General features: G+C 53.8%; 16 protein-coding genes. 10 read left to right on the top strand and 6 right to left on the bottom strand.

Annotated elements, in window-relative coordinates; translation table 11 throughout:
- Positions 1–4: 4 nt before the first annotated feature.
- Both ACOOGA_RS18005 and ACOOGA_RS18000 read left to right on the top strand, forming a co-directional pair.
- Positions 5–1,174, top strand: coding sequence for a vWA domain-containing protein (locus ACOOGA_RS18005; RefSeq protein ID WP_417461878.1), 1,170 nt, complete (start codon positions 5–7; stop codon positions 1,172–1,174).
- 55 nt (positions 1,175–1,229) lie between these two features.
- Complete coding sequence (locus ACOOGA_RS18000) at positions 1,230–3,029, top strand: glycosyltransferase family protein (RefSeq protein WP_417461879.1); 1,800 nt, start codon at positions 1,230–1,232, stop codon at positions 3,027–3,029.
- An 83-nt stretch (positions 3,030–3,112) separates the two neighbouring features.
- Here ACOOGA_RS18000 and ACOOGA_RS17995 read toward each other — a convergent pair whose 3' ends face one another.
- Positions 3,113–3,604 carry a TonB family protein gene (locus ACOOGA_RS17995; RefSeq protein WP_417461880.1) on the bottom strand — a complete coding sequence of 164 codons (492 nt, stop codon included), beginning with the start codon at positions 3,602–3,604 and terminating at the stop codon, positions 3,113–3,115.
- A 335-nt stretch (positions 3,605–3,939) separates the two neighbouring features.
- On the opposite strand from ACOOGA_RS17995, the gene ACOOGA_RS17990 reads away from it, so the two are divergent.
- On the top strand, positions 3,940–5,418 hold the full coding sequence (locus tag ACOOGA_RS17990; RefSeq protein WP_417461881.1) for an alkaline phosphatase: 1,479 nt from the start codon (positions 3,940–3,942) through the stop codon (positions 5,416–5,418).
- A gap of 68 nt (positions 5,419–5,486) precedes the next feature.
- Here ACOOGA_RS17990 and ACOOGA_RS17985 read toward each other — a convergent pair whose 3' ends face one another.
- The 4 genes from ACOOGA_RS17985 to ACOOGA_RS17970 all read right to left on the bottom strand — a co-directional run bounded on the left by ACOOGA_RS17985 (position 5,487) and on the right by ACOOGA_RS17970 (position 7,234).
- Entirely contained in the window at positions 5,487–5,984 is a 498-nt protein-coding gene (locus ACOOGA_RS17985; RefSeq protein WP_417461882.1) for a hypothetical protein, read from the bottom strand.
- Positions 5,977–6,528 carry a response regulator gene (locus ACOOGA_RS17980; RefSeq protein ID WP_417457320.1) on the bottom strand — a complete coding sequence of 184 codons (552 nt, stop codon included), beginning with the start codon at positions 6,526–6,528 and terminating at the stop codon, positions 5,977–5,979. The genes ACOOGA_RS17985 and ACOOGA_RS17980 overlap by 8 nt, the downstream gene beginning before the upstream one ends.
- Before the next feature lie 83 nt (positions 6,529–6,611).
- On the bottom strand, positions 6,612–6,971 hold the full coding sequence (locus ACOOGA_RS17975) for an Hpt domain-containing protein (RefSeq protein ID WP_417461883.1): 360 nt from the start codon (positions 6,969–6,971) through the stop codon (positions 6,612–6,614).
- A gap of 5 nt (positions 6,972–6,976) precedes the next feature.
- Positions 6,977–7,234, bottom strand: a complete 258-nt coding sequence (locus ACOOGA_RS17970) for a hypothetical protein (RefSeq protein ID WP_417461884.1) — start codon at positions 7,232–7,234, stop codon at positions 6,977–6,979.
- Positions 7,235–7,409: 175 nt separating this feature from the next.
- Between ACOOGA_RS17970 and ACOOGA_RS17965 the strand changes: the two genes are divergently transcribed.
- The 4 genes from ACOOGA_RS17965 to ACOOGA_RS17950 are packed head-to-tail and all read left to right on the top strand — an operon-like array spanning position 7,410 to position 13,268.
- On the top strand, positions 7,410–10,232 hold the full coding sequence (locus ACOOGA_RS17965; protein WP_417461885.1) for a hypothetical protein: 2,823 nt from the start codon (positions 7,410–7,412) through the stop codon (positions 10,230–10,232).
- Between the two features lie 38 nt (positions 10,233–10,270).
- Positions 10,271–11,338 carry a TRAP transporter substrate-binding protein gene (locus tag ACOOGA_RS17960; RefSeq protein ID WP_417461886.1) on the top strand — a complete coding sequence of 356 codons (1,068 nt, stop codon included), beginning with the start codon at positions 10,271–10,273 and terminating at the stop codon, positions 11,336–11,338.
- A 2-nt stretch (positions 11,339–11,340) separates the two neighbouring features.
- On the top strand, positions 11,341–11,904 hold the full coding sequence (locus ACOOGA_RS17955; RefSeq protein ID WP_417461887.1) for a TRAP transporter small permease subunit: 564 nt from the start codon (positions 11,341–11,343) through the stop codon (positions 11,902–11,904).
- A complete protein-coding gene (locus ACOOGA_RS17950; protein WP_417461888.1) occupies positions 11,904–13,268 on the top strand; it encodes a TRAP transporter large permease in 1,365 nt (454 codons plus the stop codon). The genes ACOOGA_RS17955 and ACOOGA_RS17950 overlap by 1 nt, the downstream gene beginning before the upstream one ends.
- A gap of 72 nt (positions 13,269–13,340) precedes the next feature.
- On the opposite strand, the gene ACOOGA_RS17945 is transcribed toward ACOOGA_RS17950, so the two are convergent.
- Positions 13,341–14,468, bottom strand: coding sequence for a DUF2336 domain-containing protein (locus ACOOGA_RS17945; protein ID WP_417461889.1), 1,128 nt, complete (start codon positions 14,466–14,468; stop codon positions 13,341–13,343).
- A 265-nt stretch (positions 14,469–14,733) separates the two neighbouring features.
- Here ACOOGA_RS17945 and ACOOGA_RS17940 point away from each other — a divergent pair, with 265 nt between their 5' ends.
- The 3 genes from ACOOGA_RS17940 (at position 14,734) to ACOOGA_RS17930 (ending at position 17,509) form a co-directional block, all read left to right on the top strand.
- A complete protein-coding gene (locus ACOOGA_RS17940) occupies positions 14,734–16,308 on the top strand; it encodes an alanine/glycine:cation symporter family protein (RefSeq protein ID WP_417461890.1) in 1,575 nt (524 codons plus the stop codon).
- 94 nt (positions 16,309–16,402) lie between these two features.
- On the top strand, positions 16,403–16,825 hold the full coding sequence (locus ACOOGA_RS17935) for a c-type cytochrome (protein WP_417461891.1): 423 nt from the start codon (positions 16,403–16,405) through the stop codon (positions 16,823–16,825).
- 30 nt (positions 16,826–16,855) lie between these two features.
- Positions 16,856–17,509, top strand: coding sequence for an MlaC/ttg2D family ABC transporter substrate-binding protein (locus ACOOGA_RS17930; protein WP_417461892.1), 654 nt, complete (start codon positions 16,856–16,858; stop codon positions 17,507–17,509).
- The last annotated feature ends 3 nt before the right edge of the window (positions 17,510–17,512 follow it).

The raw sequence follows: 17,512 nt of genomic DNA, 5'->3' as shown, positions 1-17,512 counted from the left end.
GTCCATGTTCACAGACTTCTTCTATAGCCTCAAAGACGGTGGTGTGCCTGTCAGCATCAAGGAATACCTGATGCTGATGGAAGCGATGCAGGCTGGCTGCGCCAATTATAGCGTGGATGACTTTTATTTCCTGTCGCGCGCAACCTTTGTCAAAGACGAAAAAAATCTGGATAAATTTGACCGTGTGTTTGGCAAAGTCTTTGAAGGTGTTGAGTTTATCGGCGAAGAGACGGTAGACGTGCCCGAAGAGTGGCTGCGCAAGATGGCCGAGCTGTATCTGAGTAAAGAAGAGATGGACAAGATCAATTCCCTCGGTTCGTGGGATGAGATCATGGAGACACTCAAAAAGCGACTTGAAGAGCAGGAAGCCCGGCACCAGGGCGGCAACAAATGGGTCGGCACCGCGGGCACCAGCCCCTTTGGCGCGTATGGCTATAATCCTGAAGGCGTGCGCATCGGCCAAAAGGAAGGTCGTCATGGCCGCGCCATCAAGGTTTGGGACAAACGCGAATACCGCAACCTCGATGATACGGTCGAGCTGGGCACGCGCAACATCAAGGTCGCCCTCAGAAAGTTACGCCAGTTCGCCCGCGAAGGTGAAGCAACAGAGCTGGACCTTGACGGCACCATCAAAGCCACCGCCCATAATGGCTTTCTGGATATCAAGATGGTGCCAGAACGCCATAACGCCGTGAAGATATTGCTGTTTCTGGATGTCGGCGGCTCTATGGACCCCCATATCAAAGTGTGTGAAGAGCTATTTTCCGCCGCGCGGACCGAGTTCAAGCACTTAGAGTTTTTCTACTTCCACAACTGCCTTTATGAGCGGGTTTGGAAAGACAACAGCCGCCGTTTTGGCGACACCACACCAACCATGGATCTGCTGCACACTTTCCCGCACGATTATAAAGTGATCTTCATTGGTGATGCTTCCATGAGTCCCTATGAGATCACCTACCCGGGCGGTTCGGTCGAGCACTGGAATGAAGAAGCTGGCGAAGTGTGGATGCGGCGTCTGACCGATATCTACCAAAAAGCTGTATGGCTTAACCCGATACCCGACACGCACTGGGAGTATTCGCATTCGATCCAGATCATGAAAACACTGATGGAAGACCGTATGTTCCCACTCACCATCGGTGGCATTGAAAGTGCGATAAAGGCATTGCGGTAAGGCACCTCCCCTCTATAGTCTTGAATGTATTAATCATTTGAGCACGGGGTATGGAATGGCCAGCGCAACCGAAATCCTTGAAAAGCTGAAAGCACAGGAAGCAGCGGCATCAGACAATGCCGCGCTTCAGGAAGTGGAAGCTTCATACGAAGACCTCGCGCCCTCATGGCAGCATGACGCTGATTTCCTCATTCAGCGCAACAGTTTCCGTGTCCAGTATGCCGCCTTGATGGCTATCCCACGCCCCAAGGTGTTACTTGGCCTGATCAACGGCAATGCCTATCCCAATTTCCATACCATGCCGCTGCTCCGTATCGCAGACGTGGCTTCACTGTCTTTTGATGGAAAAGATGAACGACCCGACCGCATCCCTTTCAATATTATCACTGATACAATGGACGATATTATCGGAAAGCTACCCCGTGGCTTCCAACCCGATATATTCTGGGACCCGCAGGCCTGCGGGGGCTCCACCACACCACGAGGGCTTTCTTCTCCGCCCTTCATGACCATTGCTGGCTTCCATGAACACCACCGCGCAGTAGAGCTCTATAATCTGGCTTACAGCTATGATGCTATATGCCCTCTCTCCACCACCTTTGCAGACGTTTTCAAGTCCTGCTTCCCTGACAAGGAAGTCTTCGACCTGCCATTTGGCGTGAACTGGGGATCGTTCCACCATTTCATTCCCGCAGGCCCGGCGCCAGCCGAACGGGAGATTGACATTCTGCTAACTTTTGATGATGCCTACGCCCCAGCATACGGCCAGTACCGAGCGAAAGTTCATGAGGCTTTCCAGGCGTTTAAAGACAAATATGGGGACAAATACCGGCTCGAGTTCCAGCATGACCTTAGCCCCACGGACTATCTTGGTTACCTGCAGCGCAGCAAGATTGTGCTGAATGTTGTTGGCCTGCACGGCCCCTACAACCACCGGCTATGTGAAGCGATGAATGCGGGTGCCGTATTGATGCAGATCGATGCGCAATATGCGACCGGCGACCAGAAAATCGGTTCCTATTTCAAGGAAGGTGAAGAATTCATCCTGTTCGATGAAACCAACTTTGAGGAAAAAGCCCTCTCCCTTCTTGAAGACCCGGACAAACTCGCGAGCGTTGCTGCGGCAGGCAAGGCACGACTTGAAACTGAATATTCCTATGAAATGCTGTACCTGAAACTCCTCCAGACCGTGCAGGAGGCCGTTGTTGCCAAGGGCGGAAAGTTGAACCGCCTGCCGCAGGAAACGGCTTCTGCAACACGCGCGCTTGCCATGTTCCACTCCAATCGGCCAGAGAAGCAGATAACCGCGCTCCTGGACCTACCCACCGCTGCCGCACAAATGAACATGCAGTTTGAAAGCGCGCTGCTCCCTCACCTGAAATGTTATACATCCATGGTGACGCCGGAAAATCTCGCCAACCTGTTTGGGGACCATGAAGCCCTTCAGAAATTCCCCGAAAATGCGGTTGAAGGCTATAAAGCCTGTTTTGACATGATCGAAAAACCTTCGCTAATCGATCGCTGGAACCTGGCCGTACTGTGCTTTGAAGCTGGAGACCGCGAAACAGTTCGTCTCCTTGGCCTGTTTCAGGAACTTCTGAAAGCCGAGGCAGGCGAGTTCAGTGCCATGAGCTTTTTCACAACCGGCTTTCAAATTGAAGGTTTTGACGAGCAGTTCCATGCCGAGGCTCGCGTTAACCTGCTGAACCTTGGCGTGCTGACATCTCTTGGCGATGGTGAGCGCAACAGCCGCGCCATTCAGGGGTTTATGCTCTTTTGGGTCTGTATTCTGCTCGCGCATGCAGGCGATACGTCTGCAGATTGGCAAGCTCGAGCCAACGCCTTTCTCGGCTAGGTTGCTAAGACTTCTGGGCCCCCACACCGCAAAAGCCCCGCAGCCGATGGCTCCGGGGCTTCCGTTTTGAAACTAAAGGTCGGTTAGTCCGCGTTTGCATCCAGAATCTGGATGCTAGCGCTCACAGGACCTCGTGCCCGGGCAATTTCACGGCTCGTAACGCGGGCATCACGCGTCAAAGCGCGCTCTTCGTCACCCGAAGCTGCAATCGCATAGTTGAGATGCAGCGCAAAGCTCAATTGCTCACCACGATAATCCGCCGGAAGTGCAGGAAAATCTGCATTCTTGACCACACGGCGGGCCGCAGCGTTAATCAAACCGTTTTTGGCAGCCACCACATTATCGGTGCCCACAACATTGCCCTCGCGGTCAATGGTCACGTTGAAAGTGGCAAAGCCTTCAGCATTCTGGCGAACGGCCATGGCAGGATACTTCATTTTCGCGTCCACCGACGCACCCGCCGCTTTCGACCATGCTTTCAAGCCATCGCTCTCACCTGCTTGCGCAGATGCACCAAATGCCATTGCGCCCAGGGATGCTGCAACCAAAAGACCTTTTGCAAAATTCGTATTCATAGATTTACTCCTCGCTAAGTCGCTGTGTGTGTTTTTTTGTTATCGCCGCAGCTTTTGCCGCTGACCCTTCATACATATGAACTCATTGATTTTTTTTAAGGGGCGATGCGACAAAGCGTTCTTTTTATGCGGTTCGCCGCTAAACTTATGATCGGAAGTCATATACCCCTTTCCTGGGATCTTTAGCGCCAAGTATTTTGCCGTGGAATTTGGCAGAAAAAGGCGCAGTGACTCCAATCCGTCAAAATCCCCTTTTATTAAGGCAGCATACTTTGCTAAAGCTTGTGCCCTATTGGCGCCCAATACCAACGACTATCCTTTGAAAGGGGAGACTGATGAAAATCGGGGTAATTAGCAGCTTTATACTCGCAGCTGCGCTCAGCGGCGCCACTCTGGCCGCAGATACAGATACAATTGGCACATTGGAAAGCTGGACAGAGGGTGGTGAGAAAGCCATCGCAGACCGTGTTGCCGTAAAGGTCAATGAGAAACGCGCCAAAAACGTTATCCTGTTTGTGGGCGATGGTATGGGCATATCGACACTGACAGCCGCACGCATCCTTGAAGGTCAGCTTCGCGGTGAAAGCGGTGAGGAAAATTACCTGAGCTTTGAACGCTTCCCGTACACTGCGCTTGTAAAAACCTATAACGTTGATGCTCAGGTTGCCGATTCTGCCGGCACCGCTTCAGCGTTTAACACTGGCACCAAAACCCGTATCGGCGTGATCAACACGCCGCCAACACAACACCAGAAGGAATGCGCGGCAGACACCTTTACCGCAGTTACCCCGCTTGCCTATTATGCCGAAAAAGTCGGCATGGCTACGGGTATCGTGAGTACAGCACGCCTCACCCACGCCACACCAGCAGCCGTATTCGCCCACAGCCCTTCGCGGGACTGGGAAGCGGACAGCGAGGTGCCCGAGGAAGCCAAAGCTGCCGGTTGCCGTGACATTGCACAGCAGATACTGGACCCTATGATGGGTAACGGTCTTGAAGTTGCCCTTGGTGGTGGTCGCCGCAATTTTGTGCCTGAGGGTGAGCGTAAAGGTAAACGCACCGATGGCCGCGACATCACGGCTGAATGGACAAAAAGCGCCGACAACGCCCGTTATATTGAGACCGCAGAAGAGCTCAAAAACGTTGACCTCGCAAACACGTCCCGTCTCTTAGGCCTTTTCAGCAGTTCACACATGGATTTCCACGCTGACCATAGCGCGAACCAGCCTGAACTGGCCGAGATGACCGAAACCGCCATCAACATGCTCAGCAAAAACGAGAACGGCTTTTACCTGATGGTTGAGGCGGGGCGCATCGACCACGGTCACCACGGCGGCAGCGCCTATAACGCACTTAACGACACCGTGGCCTTGTCTGCAGCAGTTCGCAAAGCGGCCGAGATGGTTGACCTCGATGAGACCCTTATTCTCGTGACCGCTGACCATAGCCACGTCTTCACGATCGCGGGCTACCCACAGCGTGGCAACCCCATCTTCGGTATCGTAAAAGAGCCAGTGACCGGCGAAGTTTCCCTGATGGGCGACGATAAACCATACACCACGCTCGGCTACAACAACGGCCCAGGCGCCGTACCAGGTGACCGCCCTGTGCTGACGGATGAGATCACAACGGACCCCAAGTTTCTCCAGCAGTCTCTTATTCCGCGCTCAAGCGAAACACATGGTGGTGAGGATGTGGCACTGTTTGGTGTCGGCCCGTGGGCGCATCTGGTGCGTGGTACAATGGAACAGAATGTGATTTTCCATATTATGGATCATGCGCTGGGCTTGCGGGAACGCGCAGCGGCCCAATAATCCGTATAGGCAGAACCAACAAAGGGGACCGCTCGGTCCCCTTTGTTATTGATGGCTAACTGGTGAGGTTAAGCGCTGTATTTTTGGATGGCGTTATTGAGGCTATCGGTCAATTTCTCCCCGATCTCCCCCCCCGTACCGCTTACCCGCCCACGAATGACAGCCCGCATCGCATCAAGGTGCGCCTTGATTAGTTCAACCTGCCCATCCGATATCTCATCGCGCTTGTAGGTGAAGCCATATAGAGAATCAGCAAAGGTTGTGATGAGCGGATACCCAAACGTGCCGCCCTGCCCCTTCATATCATGGGCAATGCGGTGAATTTCTTCAAAACAGTCACGCCGCGATTCTGGTGTATCTACACAGCGACCATGCTGTTCCTGCAGTTTCACCACTAGGCCAGACACCCAATCCGGGTAATCTTCCGCCATCTTTGTGAGAGCTTTTTCCGCTGCCTCAAGTGCCTCAGGCGATATGCTCACCTTGCCCGGCGCAAGCCCTGCGGTTTTTTCCTTCAGGCGGTTCTTAAAGCGATAGAAGCGTACAATGACCGGTTTTTTATCCACGGATAATCTCCACGCCTTCGCTCTTGTCTGTCAGCACCCTGCGCTCTGGCCCGCCATGATCCAGCTTTTGCCGTCTGCGGTCAGGCCCGAAGAAGTCTTTTGTATGCACAAACTGGCGCGGTCGCTCGATGATCGAGATCAGCTTCTCACCAATATTTTTAATGGTAAAGGGCTTGGCCAACATGTCGGTCACGCCCATCTCACGTGCCTGCAAAACCCGTTCAGGCTCAGTATAGCTCGTGATCATGACAAAAGGCACAAACCTGTCCGGGCTGTCCTTATGGCGCCGCACCCAACGCAGAAACATCATGCCGTCGATCGGGTGCATATCCCAGTTGGAGATGACGATATCGATTTGCTGGACACCAACACGCATGGGCTCGTTTTTAACCCGCTGCAGGAAATGAATGGCGTCACCACCGTGTTCCACAGCAAACACATTGCCAACACCGAGAACCTTGAGGGAGTTGACAAGCAATGAACGGATAAAGGGGCTATCCTCTGCCAGCAAAACATTTACCCGGTCAAAATCATAATCGCTCATATAGTGGCCCTATATTTCCGGCTTCTCGTAAACCTTTGATTTCTTTGTAACGCTTGATTTTATACGCGGTCAATCATTTCGGTTTAACCTGCCTCACACCCACGTTCTTTAATAGCATCCAGAAGCTGCTGCAGCCGGGTGTTCAACTCACGCAACACCTCCGCCTTGCGCGCGTCGTCATCATGGACATCATCTTGATGTTCTGCCCGTTCAGCTTGGCGTGCCAACCGCCACGCACCGATGCTGCGCGCGGCGCCCTTCAGCTTATGGGCATATGAGCGCCAGCTTGAAGCATCGGCCCCGGCAAGGTCGACAAGATAGTCCGGTGCCTTTTCAGCAAAAACACCAAGTATCTGAGCTTCAAAATCCGTATCTCCGCCCGAGAACCCGCGCAGGTGTTCCGGATCAAGCACAACATCCTCATCCCAATTGGACTCGGCCACGCCCATCATTCCCCCAGCACTTTGCGCCCGGCGGGTGTCAATTTGCACACTAGCCAGTCAGGCTTAATGGGGTTACGACGCCATGGTTCACACCAGCCGTTGGAGAGGCAAGAGCGTACCGTCTGATCATTGATGCGTTGGCCCTGCCGGTCAAAGAGCGGCAGTTTACCCCCAGGCTCATTCAGACCACGTTCAAGGTAGCGCTTTTGCGCCGCACTTGGCTTTATTGCCCCCGTGGTCTTCACGATCGTCAAATCGGCCATACCAGCCCTTCCTGAAAAACGTGAAACCTTTTCCCGACCTCAATGATGCCATAACTTCGTAACAAAATACCAGCCATCACGTAAAAACCTCAGCCCAAGCCATTGACGGAGGGCATGTAATCGTAAACTGTAACACAGGCGCCATGGGCGCGTGGGGAAGATCATTGAGGGCACAATGTCAAAAGCGGAAATGAATTTTCCTGAACCTGATCAGGAAAATGACCTAGGCAAAGAACGAGATACCAACCAGCCGGACGAGGCTGAGCAGAAAGCCGTGGCGGCGCGAAACACAAGGCGCATGCTGCCGTTCATTCTGGCATGTTCTTTTACCGCATTGTGGCTTGCTGGTGCAGGGTATTATCTTTGGTCCACCCCGGCACTCATCGAAATTCAAGCCTCCGCCACTGCGCTTTCAAGCTTCACTGGTGGCCTTACCACGCCGATCGCAATTTTCTGGTTGGTGGCTCTTGCGTTCCAGCGCACCGACCCGCTTCTGGAACGGCGGCTCGCCATGGCACAAAGCCTTCATAAGGCCGTCGCCCCAGTGGAAGTAGCAGAACAGCGCCTTAGTCAGCTAAATAAAACTCTCAATAAAGAACTTCAAAACATTGAAGCTGTTGCTGATTTAGCATCAGATAGAATTAGCAATCTGGAAAAACGCTTCCAGGAACAAATCAGCAATCTATTCTCTGCGACCGCAGACACGGAAGCCCGCACGTCGTCGATCCGTGACCTGCTGGAGCGCGAACGCCAATCAATGGGCGACACAACCAAAGAGATCGAAGACCGCTTCAATAACCTTGAGATGATGATCAGCACGATGGCCTCAAGGCTTGCTGGGGCTGGCGAGCATGCGGCGGGCACAGCCGATACCGCACGCGGGAAAATTGACACCAGCCTTGATGCCCTTGCCGGCGCAACCGAAGCCATGGAAGCGCGGCTTGGCAAAGCCAGCGTCCATGTGGGCAAGAAGGCCAGCGAAGTGCAGGACATTGTGGTGGATGTCGAGCTACGGCTTCAGTCTGTGACAGAGAATGTGCTCTCGGGCATGGACCGCTTCCGTCATGATGTGGAGGGGCTTGAGGGTCGCTCCGCCGAACTTTCAGAACATATGCGAACACAAGCCACCGTTCTGGCTGAGCTCGCACAACTGGCCGCGCAAGAGTCTGCCAAGATCGAACAATCACTTAAAAGCCATGTCGGTGAAGTGCATACCGCAGCCACGGAAGCACTTGAACGCACGAATGAGGTCTCCAGCATCTTCTCTGAGCGCACTCAGGCCATGTCAACGCAGGCGATCGAAACCGTGGAGCGCGCCAAGAGCCTGCTTGAAGAAGCTGGTAAATCGCTCGAGGATCACTGCGCTTCCGCTTTGTCGACCAGTGAACAGGTCAACCGCAAAACCCTCGAGACCACTGAAGCCACAGGTAAAGCAGTACTCGAACACGCGGAAAAGGTTGACCGTGTACTCGACGAAGGCCTTGAACGCGCACGCCATGCCCTTGAAGAAACAATGGCCGCCATTTCTGGCCATAGCGACGAAGCCGTCAGCAAGGCGGAAGACGCGGCTGAGCGTACGCTCCAGCATATCCGCCAGCTTCGCGCAGGCGTAGAAGAGCAACTGGAAGAACTTGCTCGTGCCGGTGAAGAAAGTGGCAACTCGCTTAGCGAAACAGCAGATAAGCTGAGCGAAAAGGCCGCGTCGCTGACCAGAGAGATGGGCGAAAACGCAGAACAGCTGGCTGAAAAAGCAGGCAGTGCAAATGAAGAGCTTACCAACGTGCGGGAGCAGATGAGCCTGCAAACCGGTGTGCTCTCGGGCGTGCTGAATGAAACCCGCATGAAACTTGCGCGCCTTGAAGAAGACCTCACATCGCAGCGTGATGCGCTCAACGAAGCTTCAACGGAAGCCGCGGACCGGGTGATTGAAGCTGCGGAGCGCTTCCGTGATCAAAGCCGCGCGTTGCAGGACACCGCCTCCCTCGCGCAGGAAGACATTGCAGGCCGCTCCGGCGAGCTTGTTTCGATGATGGACCAGATGAAAGCCGCAGGCAAAGGCACGCGCGATGAGCTTGAAGGCGCTTCTGATGCGCTGTCAGAAAAAACCGCCTCGCTTAGGAGCGAACTGGCTGAATCTCGTGAAGCACTGGGTTCGGCAGCCGATGCCTTCGCAGGCGAACGTGACCGTATTGGCCATGATACCGAAGAGGTTATCAAAAAGCTCAATCAGGCTTCAGACAGCATGAGCAAAGAGGTAGAGAACTTCGCCCTTGGCTCCATGGAAGCCGCGACAAGGCTGGACGCGGCCAGCCAGTCCCTGATGGACCAGACCGAACGGGCACAGGGCGATATGAAGCGTGCTGTCGAGGATACCCGCAGCGAGCTGACCGCCAGCATGGACGATATCGCCAACCGCGCAGCAGAGCGTATCACCTTCCTGCAGGAAGAAATGCAAACCACCCTCGCCCGCGTGCTGAAGGAATATCAGGAAACCGCAGACCAGGCCGAGAAAGAAAGCGCGCTTCTCGCCATGCGCATTGGTAATGAAGCCGAAAAAGTGGCGCAGCGGGCTGAACATTTCATTGAAAAGACATCCGAGATCGAAAAACGCATTGCGGGTGCGACCAAAAATGACTTCGCCCGCACCTCCCAGCTTTTGATGGAAAGCCTGCAGTCTACCTCAATCGACATCAACAAGGCCCTTTCGCATGACCTGCCTGACGATGTGTGGGAAGCTTATCTCTCAGGTGACAGGTCAGTGTTCATGCGGCGTTCGGTCCGCAATGCAGACCGCAAAACCAAAAAAGCCATTGCCGACAAGTTCCAGACCGATTCCGAGTTCCGGGAAGCCGTGGCGCGCTACTGCCGCGACTTTGAGGGCATGATGGAACGCGCAATGATGGGAGACCGAGGCAGCGCACTCTCCGTCACCCTTGTATCTTCTGACATGGGCAAGCTATACATCCTTCTGGGTCAGGCGCTGAAAAAATTCAGCTGACGATAGTCTCAGGTAGGACGCAACGAGGGGGGAAGCTCATGCGACCGGTCAACGTCGCTGCAATAGCAGCGCTCAGCATGCTGGCGGCATGTTCAGGCGAAAAGGAAAATTCAGAAGCCGTGCATCAGGTTGGTGAACCTGTTGAGTGGCGGATGACAAGCACCTACCCCTCAACTCTCATCCAGCTTGGCACCTTGGGCAAACGGCTGGAAACAGAGGTTGCCAAAGTCTCAGGCGGATCGGTGAAGCTCAAGTTTTATGAGCCCGGCGTTCTGGCACCACCTTTTGAGACATTTGATGCGGTTAGCTACGGTGCCGTTGAAGCTGGCTGGTCGACCCCCGGTTACTGGGCGGGCAAAGATGCTGCCCTGCAGCTTTTCTCGAGCGTGCCATTTGGGCCATCAGCGCCAGAATATTTGGCGTGGTTTGACTATGGTGGCGGCAAGGAACTGTTTGAGGAAACTTACCACAAACACAATATCCACGGCATTATCTGTGGCATGACCCCGCCTGAAGCGTCTGGCTGGTTTAAGAAAGAAATCAACAGTGTTGAGGACCTTAAAGGCCTGAAGATCCGCTTTTTTGGCCTTGGCGCCAAGGTGATGGAAGAAGTCGGCGCGGCCCCTCAACTGATTGCGGGCGGCGAGATATACCAGGCGCTGGAGCTTGGCACCATTGACGCGACAGAGTACGCCATGCCTGCTGTGGATTACCGCATGGGCTTTTATGAGGTTGCCAAACATTATTACTTCCCCGGCTGGCACCAGCAGTCCACCTTCTTTGAGCTGATGATCAACCTGGATGCCTGGAAAAGTCTGAGCGAAACTCAGCAGGCGCAAATTGAAGCGACCTGTGCCGCCAACGTACGCTACGGCATATCTGAAGGGGAAGCCTTGCAGGCGGACGCCATGCTCGCGCTTGAGGCAAAAGGTGTCAATATTCACACATGGACACCGGAAATTCTTGATGAGCTTCGCGCAGCATGGGGCCGGGTTGTGGCGGGGCTTGTTGAAAAAGACCCGGAATTCGCCCGTGTGTGGCATTCGCTTGAAGCCTTCCGTGAGAAATATAAAGCCTGGGCCGACCGCGGCTACCTGAAGGAATAGCCGTGAAAGCTCTCCTGGTATTTGCACGCAGCACGGAACGGTTCGTTGCCTTCTTTGGCCGCATTGGTGCCTGGGCGATTGTGGCGCTCATGCTGGTTATCATCACCGATGTTACGCTGCGCCGCTGGTTCATCATTGGCTCCACCAAACTGCAGGAGCTTGAATGGCATTTGCACGGCGCGCTTTTCCTTACCTGCCTGGGTTGGGCCTTCAGCCGCAATGCCCATGTGCGCATTGAGCTGGTGAGTGAGCGTGCGAGTGCCCGCACCCGCGCCTGGATAGAGCTTTGGGGCTGTATTGTCTTCCTGCTTCCCTATGTGGCCGCCATCTTGATTTTCGGGGCTGATTACGTGAGTTATAGCCTCACCTATAACGAAGCCTCAGCTTCCCCTACGGGGCTCGGCAACCGCTGGATCATCAAAGCATTCATCCCGTTTGGCTTTGCGCTTCTTGGGCTCGCAGCACTCGCGCGGTTAAGTGACGCAGTCGTCTATCTGTTCGGCGCTAAAGAGCTGGCAGCCCAGGCCGGCTTTGGACGTCCCCACGCTCACACGGGGGACAGCTGATGGATATGATCATCGAGTTTTTACCGATCCTGATGTTCCTTGCGCTGATACCAATGCTTTTCAGCGGTTTCCCTGTGGCGTTTGTGCTTGGCGGTGTGGGGCTGCTGTTCTGGCTGTTAGCCGTGGGCCTAGGCATCGAAAACCCCAACAGTTTCTTCCTTGTTGTCAGCCGCATCTTTGGCGGCGTGGTGAACAAGCTGGTATTGGTCGCTATCCCCATGTTTATCTTCATGGGCACCATGCTGGAACGCAGCGGGGTAGCGAAAGAGCTGCTTTATACCCTTCAGTTGATGACACGGCGCATACCGGGTGGCCTTGCGCTTTCAGTCACCGTGCTAGGTGTCATTATGGCCGCAACAACGGGCATTATTGGCGCAAGCGTGGTAATGATGACGTTGCTCGCTCTCCCGGTGATGATTGACCGTGGGTACGATAAACCCCTCGCCACAGGCACCATAGCGGCCAGCGGTACACTGGGTATCCTGCTACCGCCATCTATCATGCTGGTGGTGATGGCCGACCTACTGTCCACATCTGCTGGCGGGCTTTTTCTTGCGGCTATCGGGCCGAGCTTGTTTCTGGCTGCGCTCTATATGCTGTATATCTTCGGCCGCACCGCCATGGCGCCTCATCTGGCACCACCGCTGGGGGCAGAAGCTGCAGCGGGCCAGCTAACCCTGATGCGTGTGTTCAGAAGTTTTGTGCCACCTATCCTTTTGATCATACTGGTGCTTGGCTCAATTTTCGGTGGGTTTGCGACACCAACGGAAGCCAGCGGTGTTGGCGCTGTTGGCGCTGTTATCCTCGCCGCCCTCAATAGAAAACTGACTTTCGCAACATTGAAGGATGTGGTGGAAAAATCCGCACTCACCACAACCATGTTGTTTGGCCTGTTTATAGGCGCCACAGCGTTTTCATATGTTTTTGCGCTTTTGGGCGGGCACGATCTGATCCTGTCTGCCATCAACCAGAACGACATATCACCTTGGTTGGTGCTGGCCGTATTGATGCTTGCTGTGTTCCTGCTTGGGTTCTTTTTCGACTGGATCGAGATTACGCTGATTATTCTGCCAGTGTTCGCCCCGATCATTGCAGCCCTTGATTTTGGCGCCCATCTGCCAGAGGCAGGAACCGTCACCGTCTGGTTTGCTATCTTGATGGCAGTGAACCTGCAAACGAGCTTCCTGACACCGCCTTTTGGCTTTGCCCTCTTCTATATGAAAGGCGCTGCACCTGAGGGTGTAAAGCTATCGGACATATACCGCGGCATCATCCCGTTTGTGGCCCTTCAGCTTCTTGGCTTGATCGTGCTGTTGATATGGCCAGACCTCGCGCTCTGGCTCCCGCGTTTTCTAGGCAAGTAGTCTGAAGAGAATATCGGCTAAATAAGAAGGCGCCGGAAATGGCGCCTTCTTTACGTTTGGTAAGACTGCCGGTTAAGCCGCGTCTGAAGAGCTGTCGTCATGGCGCTGTAGTTTACCAATCAGATAGTCAAGGTTCTCAGTATCCACATCATCTTCAACGGCTGTCAGCACGCGTTCGATCATAAGCTGACGGAACAGCTGCCGGTCATCGCCGCCGGTCTCAAGCATTTCATCCGCCACATCAAGTGCAGCTCGCGCCATAGGCAGAAACTGTTCTGGCATCTTGGCAACTTCAAACAGGCGCCTTAGGCCCATGTCACCTTTGTCATGCACCAGCTTGTAGGCGTTGACCACAGGAATACCCACCCGCTTCGCAAGTGCCACCTCAAAGAAAGTGGTGTCACCCATGCACAGTGCGCGTAGCATCAAGGTTGGGGTAAGACGGCCATTGTCAAACAGCTGATCAACCAGTTCCTGAACAGTGGTTGACTTCTGTCCACCCTCAAGCAGCGATACGGTTGCTTTCTCGCGGCTTTCCAGCAGCAGGTCACTGGCCATAGACGGGGAAATTTCGTGATGTGTCATGATGTGGTCACGCAACTGCTCAGACACGAGCGTCACAAGGCGTTCCGCGACACCAATCGGCAATTCACCGCGCATGGCAAGCGGCGCTTTAACAACATCGCTGTCGCCGAATTTATCAAGGACTTTACCGAAAGTAGCTTCCTTGATCTTGGCGCCCTTGTTGTTAACAAGGGTTGCAACAACTTCCTCATCGCCAGTATCAGCCAGCGCGTCAGCCACGTCTTCTGAGACATCCCTGCGGCCAGCCACAACTTTTTGCACATCAGTGCCGCGCGTGCGAACGATGTCGATCAAATCCTTGTCCGTGAGAACGGAGGAGAATTCGATAACGGGCATCGCGACTTCGTCAACGTCTTGTGCAAGTGAAGCGGCCACGTCATGCGGCACATCCGGGTTATCCTTCAGACTTTCAGACAAAGCCTGACGAACCCTGACGGCAGCATCGCGCAACATCACCCGAAAGATATCTTCCGCGATCTGGCGTTCGCTTTCCGTTAGCGCACTGGCACCAAAGGTGCCCGCGACTTTTGCAGCAGCCTCCGCCCGGTTATTCTCGTTCGGATCCTGCAACAGTTTAGCAACATCGGCGCTTGAAAGCTTATTGGCGTCAGACAAAACTATCTTCCCCTCAAAAAAAGGTCCTACGCGCACGCTATGCCAAACAGGTTAATCGCCCGTTAAAAGAAAGACGAAACAGCCACAAAGGCCGGAAAGCGCCAGTCAACCTGAAATCGTGAGCATCTTTCCGTTGAGCCGAACCACATTAGCGGCTAGCATGCGGCACAATTTTAACCGGACGAGGCCTTCGTCCCAAGAACAAACTGATGAAGTGGCAGGATTTTTTCCTAGCCCAAGTGCAACAGAGTGTTGGGGAGCAACAATGAAACGCCTTTTGGCTTCAATAATTCTTATTCTGGGCAGCGCGGGCGCGGCCTTCGCACAAGAAACAGAGAAAACCTTCGCCGAATCCGTCAATGAAGTAATGGCTCCTATCAGCCAGGTTATCTCAGACGTGATTTTCTTTGCCATTCCAATGGATTGGTTGATTGCAGATGCGCCGGGTATCCCGTTCATTGCGCTCTGGCTGGTTGGCGGCGCTATTTTCTTCAGCTTTTATTTTGGATTCCCGAACATCCGGGGCTTCAGACAGTCAATCCGCATCGTCAAAGGGACCTATGACAACCCAAGCGACCCGGGCGAAGTTACTCACTTCCAGGCGCTCACAGCGGCTGTTTCCGGCACAGTAGGCCTTGGCAACATTGCAGGTGTGGCTATTGCGGTATCCATTGGTGGCCCGGGGGCAACCTTCTGGATGATCCTTGCAGGTTTCTTTGGCATGACCAGCAAGTTCGTTGAATGTACGCTTGGTGTTAAATACCGCGAGATTGACGAAAATGGCGTGGTAACAGGTGGGCCAATGCTCTATCTGTCCCGTGGCCTTGCCAATCATGGTTTGCCAAACCTCGGTAAAATCCTTGCCGTTGCGGCTGCTGTTATTTGTATTGGCGGTGCATACGGTGCTGGTGCCATGTTCCAGGTTAACCAGTCCTCCACACAATTCACCAACGAGATCGCAGCCCTCACCGGCGGTATGGACAGCGTGTTCTATGGTCGTCAGTGGCTCTTTGGTATCATGTTCGCCTTCTTCGTCGGCCTCGTGATCATCGGCGGTATCCGTCAAATCACCCACGTGACAGAGTTTCTAGTGCCCATCATGGCAACGCTTTATATCTCTGCTTCGCTTGTTGTAATTTTCAGCCACTTCTCTGAAATTCCATCGGCGTTTGGCCAGATTTTCGCCGGAGCCTTTACGGGTGAAGGTGTGCAAGGCGGTATCATTGGCGTGCTTATCCAAGGCTTACGCCGCGCCAGCTTCTCTAATGAGGCTGGCCTTGGTTCAGCCGCGATTGCTCACTCCGCCGCCAAAACAAAAGAGCCGGTAGCAGAAGGCCTTGTGGCCCTTCTTGAGCCCTTCATTGATACGGTGGTAATTTGTACGATCACAGCACTTGTCATTATCCTGACTGGGTCGTTTGACCCGAACGCATCCGGCACGTCAGCAGGTATCGCGCTGACATCCAACGCTTTCGCGTCGGTGATCGACTGGTTCCCATATATCCTGACAGTAGCGGTTATTCTGTTTGCCTTCTCTACGTCCATTACGTGGTTCTATTACGGCCAGCGGTCTTTCCTTTACCTGTTTGGAAACAACAGAGCCGCCGACTTCGCATTCAAGATGTCTTACCTGATGATCCTCGTGATCGGATCGGCGATGTCGCTTGCGCCGGTGATGGATATGGCAGACGCGCTTCTGCTCGCGATGGGCTTCCCGAATATCGTGGGTCTGATCATCATGCGGAAAGAGGTGAAAGAGATGCTGGAAAACTATCTCGCCAGAGTGAAGTCCGGTGCGATCAAGCCCTATATTCACGATAAAAGTGAAGCGGCAAAGTGACACAGCAACCTTGAACCATATTCATGCGATATTAAGTATGAAAATGCAGTATGTGGCGGGGGTAACTCCGCCACAATTATGTCAGGAGCAGACAATGAAAAGATATCTAGCCGCCATAACCGTCGCCATGCTTTGCGGTGTAGCAACCGCCCCAGCGATGGCCGACGATGACCCCACCTCAACGGCAATTTCCTCCGACGGTGACGCGGAAAAAGGCAAACGTATTTTCAACCGCTGCAAAGCGTGTCATAACCTTACGGCTGCAGAACGGTCCCGTATGGGCCCAAACCTTGACGGCCTTTTTGGTCGTGGAGCAGGCAGTAAGGAAGATTATAAATACTCAAAAGCGCTCGCCGAAGCCGATTTTGTTTGGACGGAAGAAAAGTTGGACGCGTGGTTAAGCGCGCCAAAAACTTTCCTGCCTGGTAACAAGATGGCGTTTGCTGGCCTCAGGAAAGAACAAGACCGCATGGACTTGATGGCTTACCTGCGTACGGCGACAGTAGCGAGCGAATAATTCAGGCTTCTCGCCAGTTAGGATATTCCGATGAAACGCCTATTTGCTCTTTTCTCCTTGTTACTGATGCTTGCGCCTACCGCGCACGCGCAGGACGGCGGTGACCGCGCGGTTGATGACGTGCGGGGAGCGATTGAATTCGTTCAAAACCTGAGCTCCGAGACCATTGCTGTCTGGAGCGATAGCAAGCTGTCAGCATCTGAACGCTATACGGCCTTCCGTGCCATTTTTGAAGACGCCACAGACATTGAGTTGCTGGCACAGGGCATGTTGGGGCTGCATTACCGTACAATTACGAAAGAACAGCGCGAAACCTATATGAAGGCAATGGGTGATTATATCATCGCTGAGTTTGATAAGCGCATGGCACAAATCGGCTTCAAATCACTGGAAGTGAGCGGCACCAAACCAGCATCTGGCAAACAAGGCCACCTTTATGTGCGCACGGAAGTAACCCGTGACGAAGGACAACCGATTTTGGCCGACTGGCGCGTTCGCAAGAAAGACGGCAAGTTCCAGATTGTGAACCTTGAGTTTGAAGGCATCAACCTTCTGATCACAAACCGGGACCTGTTTTCTTCAAAAATCAAGCGAGACGGTTTTGATGGCCTTATTGCCTGGTTGAGGGCACAGAATACGATGCCCGGCGCACAAGGCAGTACGGCGGCAGAAGCTTCACGCTGATAG

The organism is Kordiimonas sp. (assembly GCF_965216265.1).
GTDB lineage: Bacteria > Pseudomonadota > Alphaproteobacteria > Sphingomonadales > Kordiimonadaceae > Kordiimonas.
This window is presented reverse-complemented; position numbering and strand designations above follow the sequence as displayed.

Excerpts from the sequence above, each read along its gene's own strand:
- ACOOGA_RS18005 (WP_417461878.1), top strand. The coding sequence starts at position 5 with ATGTTCACAGACTTCTTCTATAGCCTCAAAGACGGTGGTGTGCCTGTC.
- ACOOGA_RS18000 (WP_417461879.1), top strand. The coding sequence starts at position 1,230 with ATGGCCAGCGCAACCGAAATCCTTGAAAAGCTGAAAGCACAGGAAGCA.
- ACOOGA_RS17995 (WP_417461880.1), bottom strand. The coding sequence starts at position 3,604 with ATGAATACGAATTTTGCAAAAGGTCTTTTGGTTGCAGCATCCCTGGGC.
- ACOOGA_RS17990 (WP_417461881.1), top strand. The coding sequence starts at position 3,940 with ATGAAAATCGGGGTAATTAGCAGCTTTATACTCGCAGCTGCGCTCAGC.
- ACOOGA_RS17980 (WP_417457320.1), bottom strand. The coding sequence starts at position 6,528 with ATGAGCGATTATGATTTTGACCGGGTAAATGTTTTGCTGGCAGAGGAT.
- ACOOGA_RS17970 (WP_417461884.1), bottom strand. The coding sequence starts at position 7,234 with ATGGCCGATTTGACGATCGTGAAGACCACGGGGGCAATAAAGCCAAGT.
- ACOOGA_RS17965 (WP_417461885.1), top strand. The coding sequence starts at position 7,410 with ATGTCAAAAGCGGAAATGAATTTTCCTGAACCTGATCAGGAAAATGAC.
- ACOOGA_RS17960 (WP_417461886.1), top strand. The coding sequence starts at position 10,271 with ATGCGACCGGTCAACGTCGCTGCAATAGCAGCGCTCAGCATGCTGGCG.
- ACOOGA_RS17950 (WP_417461888.1), top strand. The coding sequence starts at position 11,904 with ATGGATATGATCATCGAGTTTTTACCGATCCTGATGTTCCTTGCGCTG.
- ACOOGA_RS17940 (WP_417461890.1), top strand. The coding sequence starts at position 14,734 with ATGAAACGCCTTTTGGCTTCAATAATTCTTATTCTGGGCAGCGCGGGC.
- ACOOGA_RS17935 (WP_417461891.1), top strand. The coding sequence starts at position 16,403 with ATGAAAAGATATCTAGCCGCCATAACCGTCGCCATGCTTTGCGGTGTA.
- ACOOGA_RS17930 (WP_417461892.1), top strand. The coding sequence starts at position 16,856 with ATGAAACGCCTATTTGCTCTTTTCTCCTTGTTACTGATGCTTGCGCCT.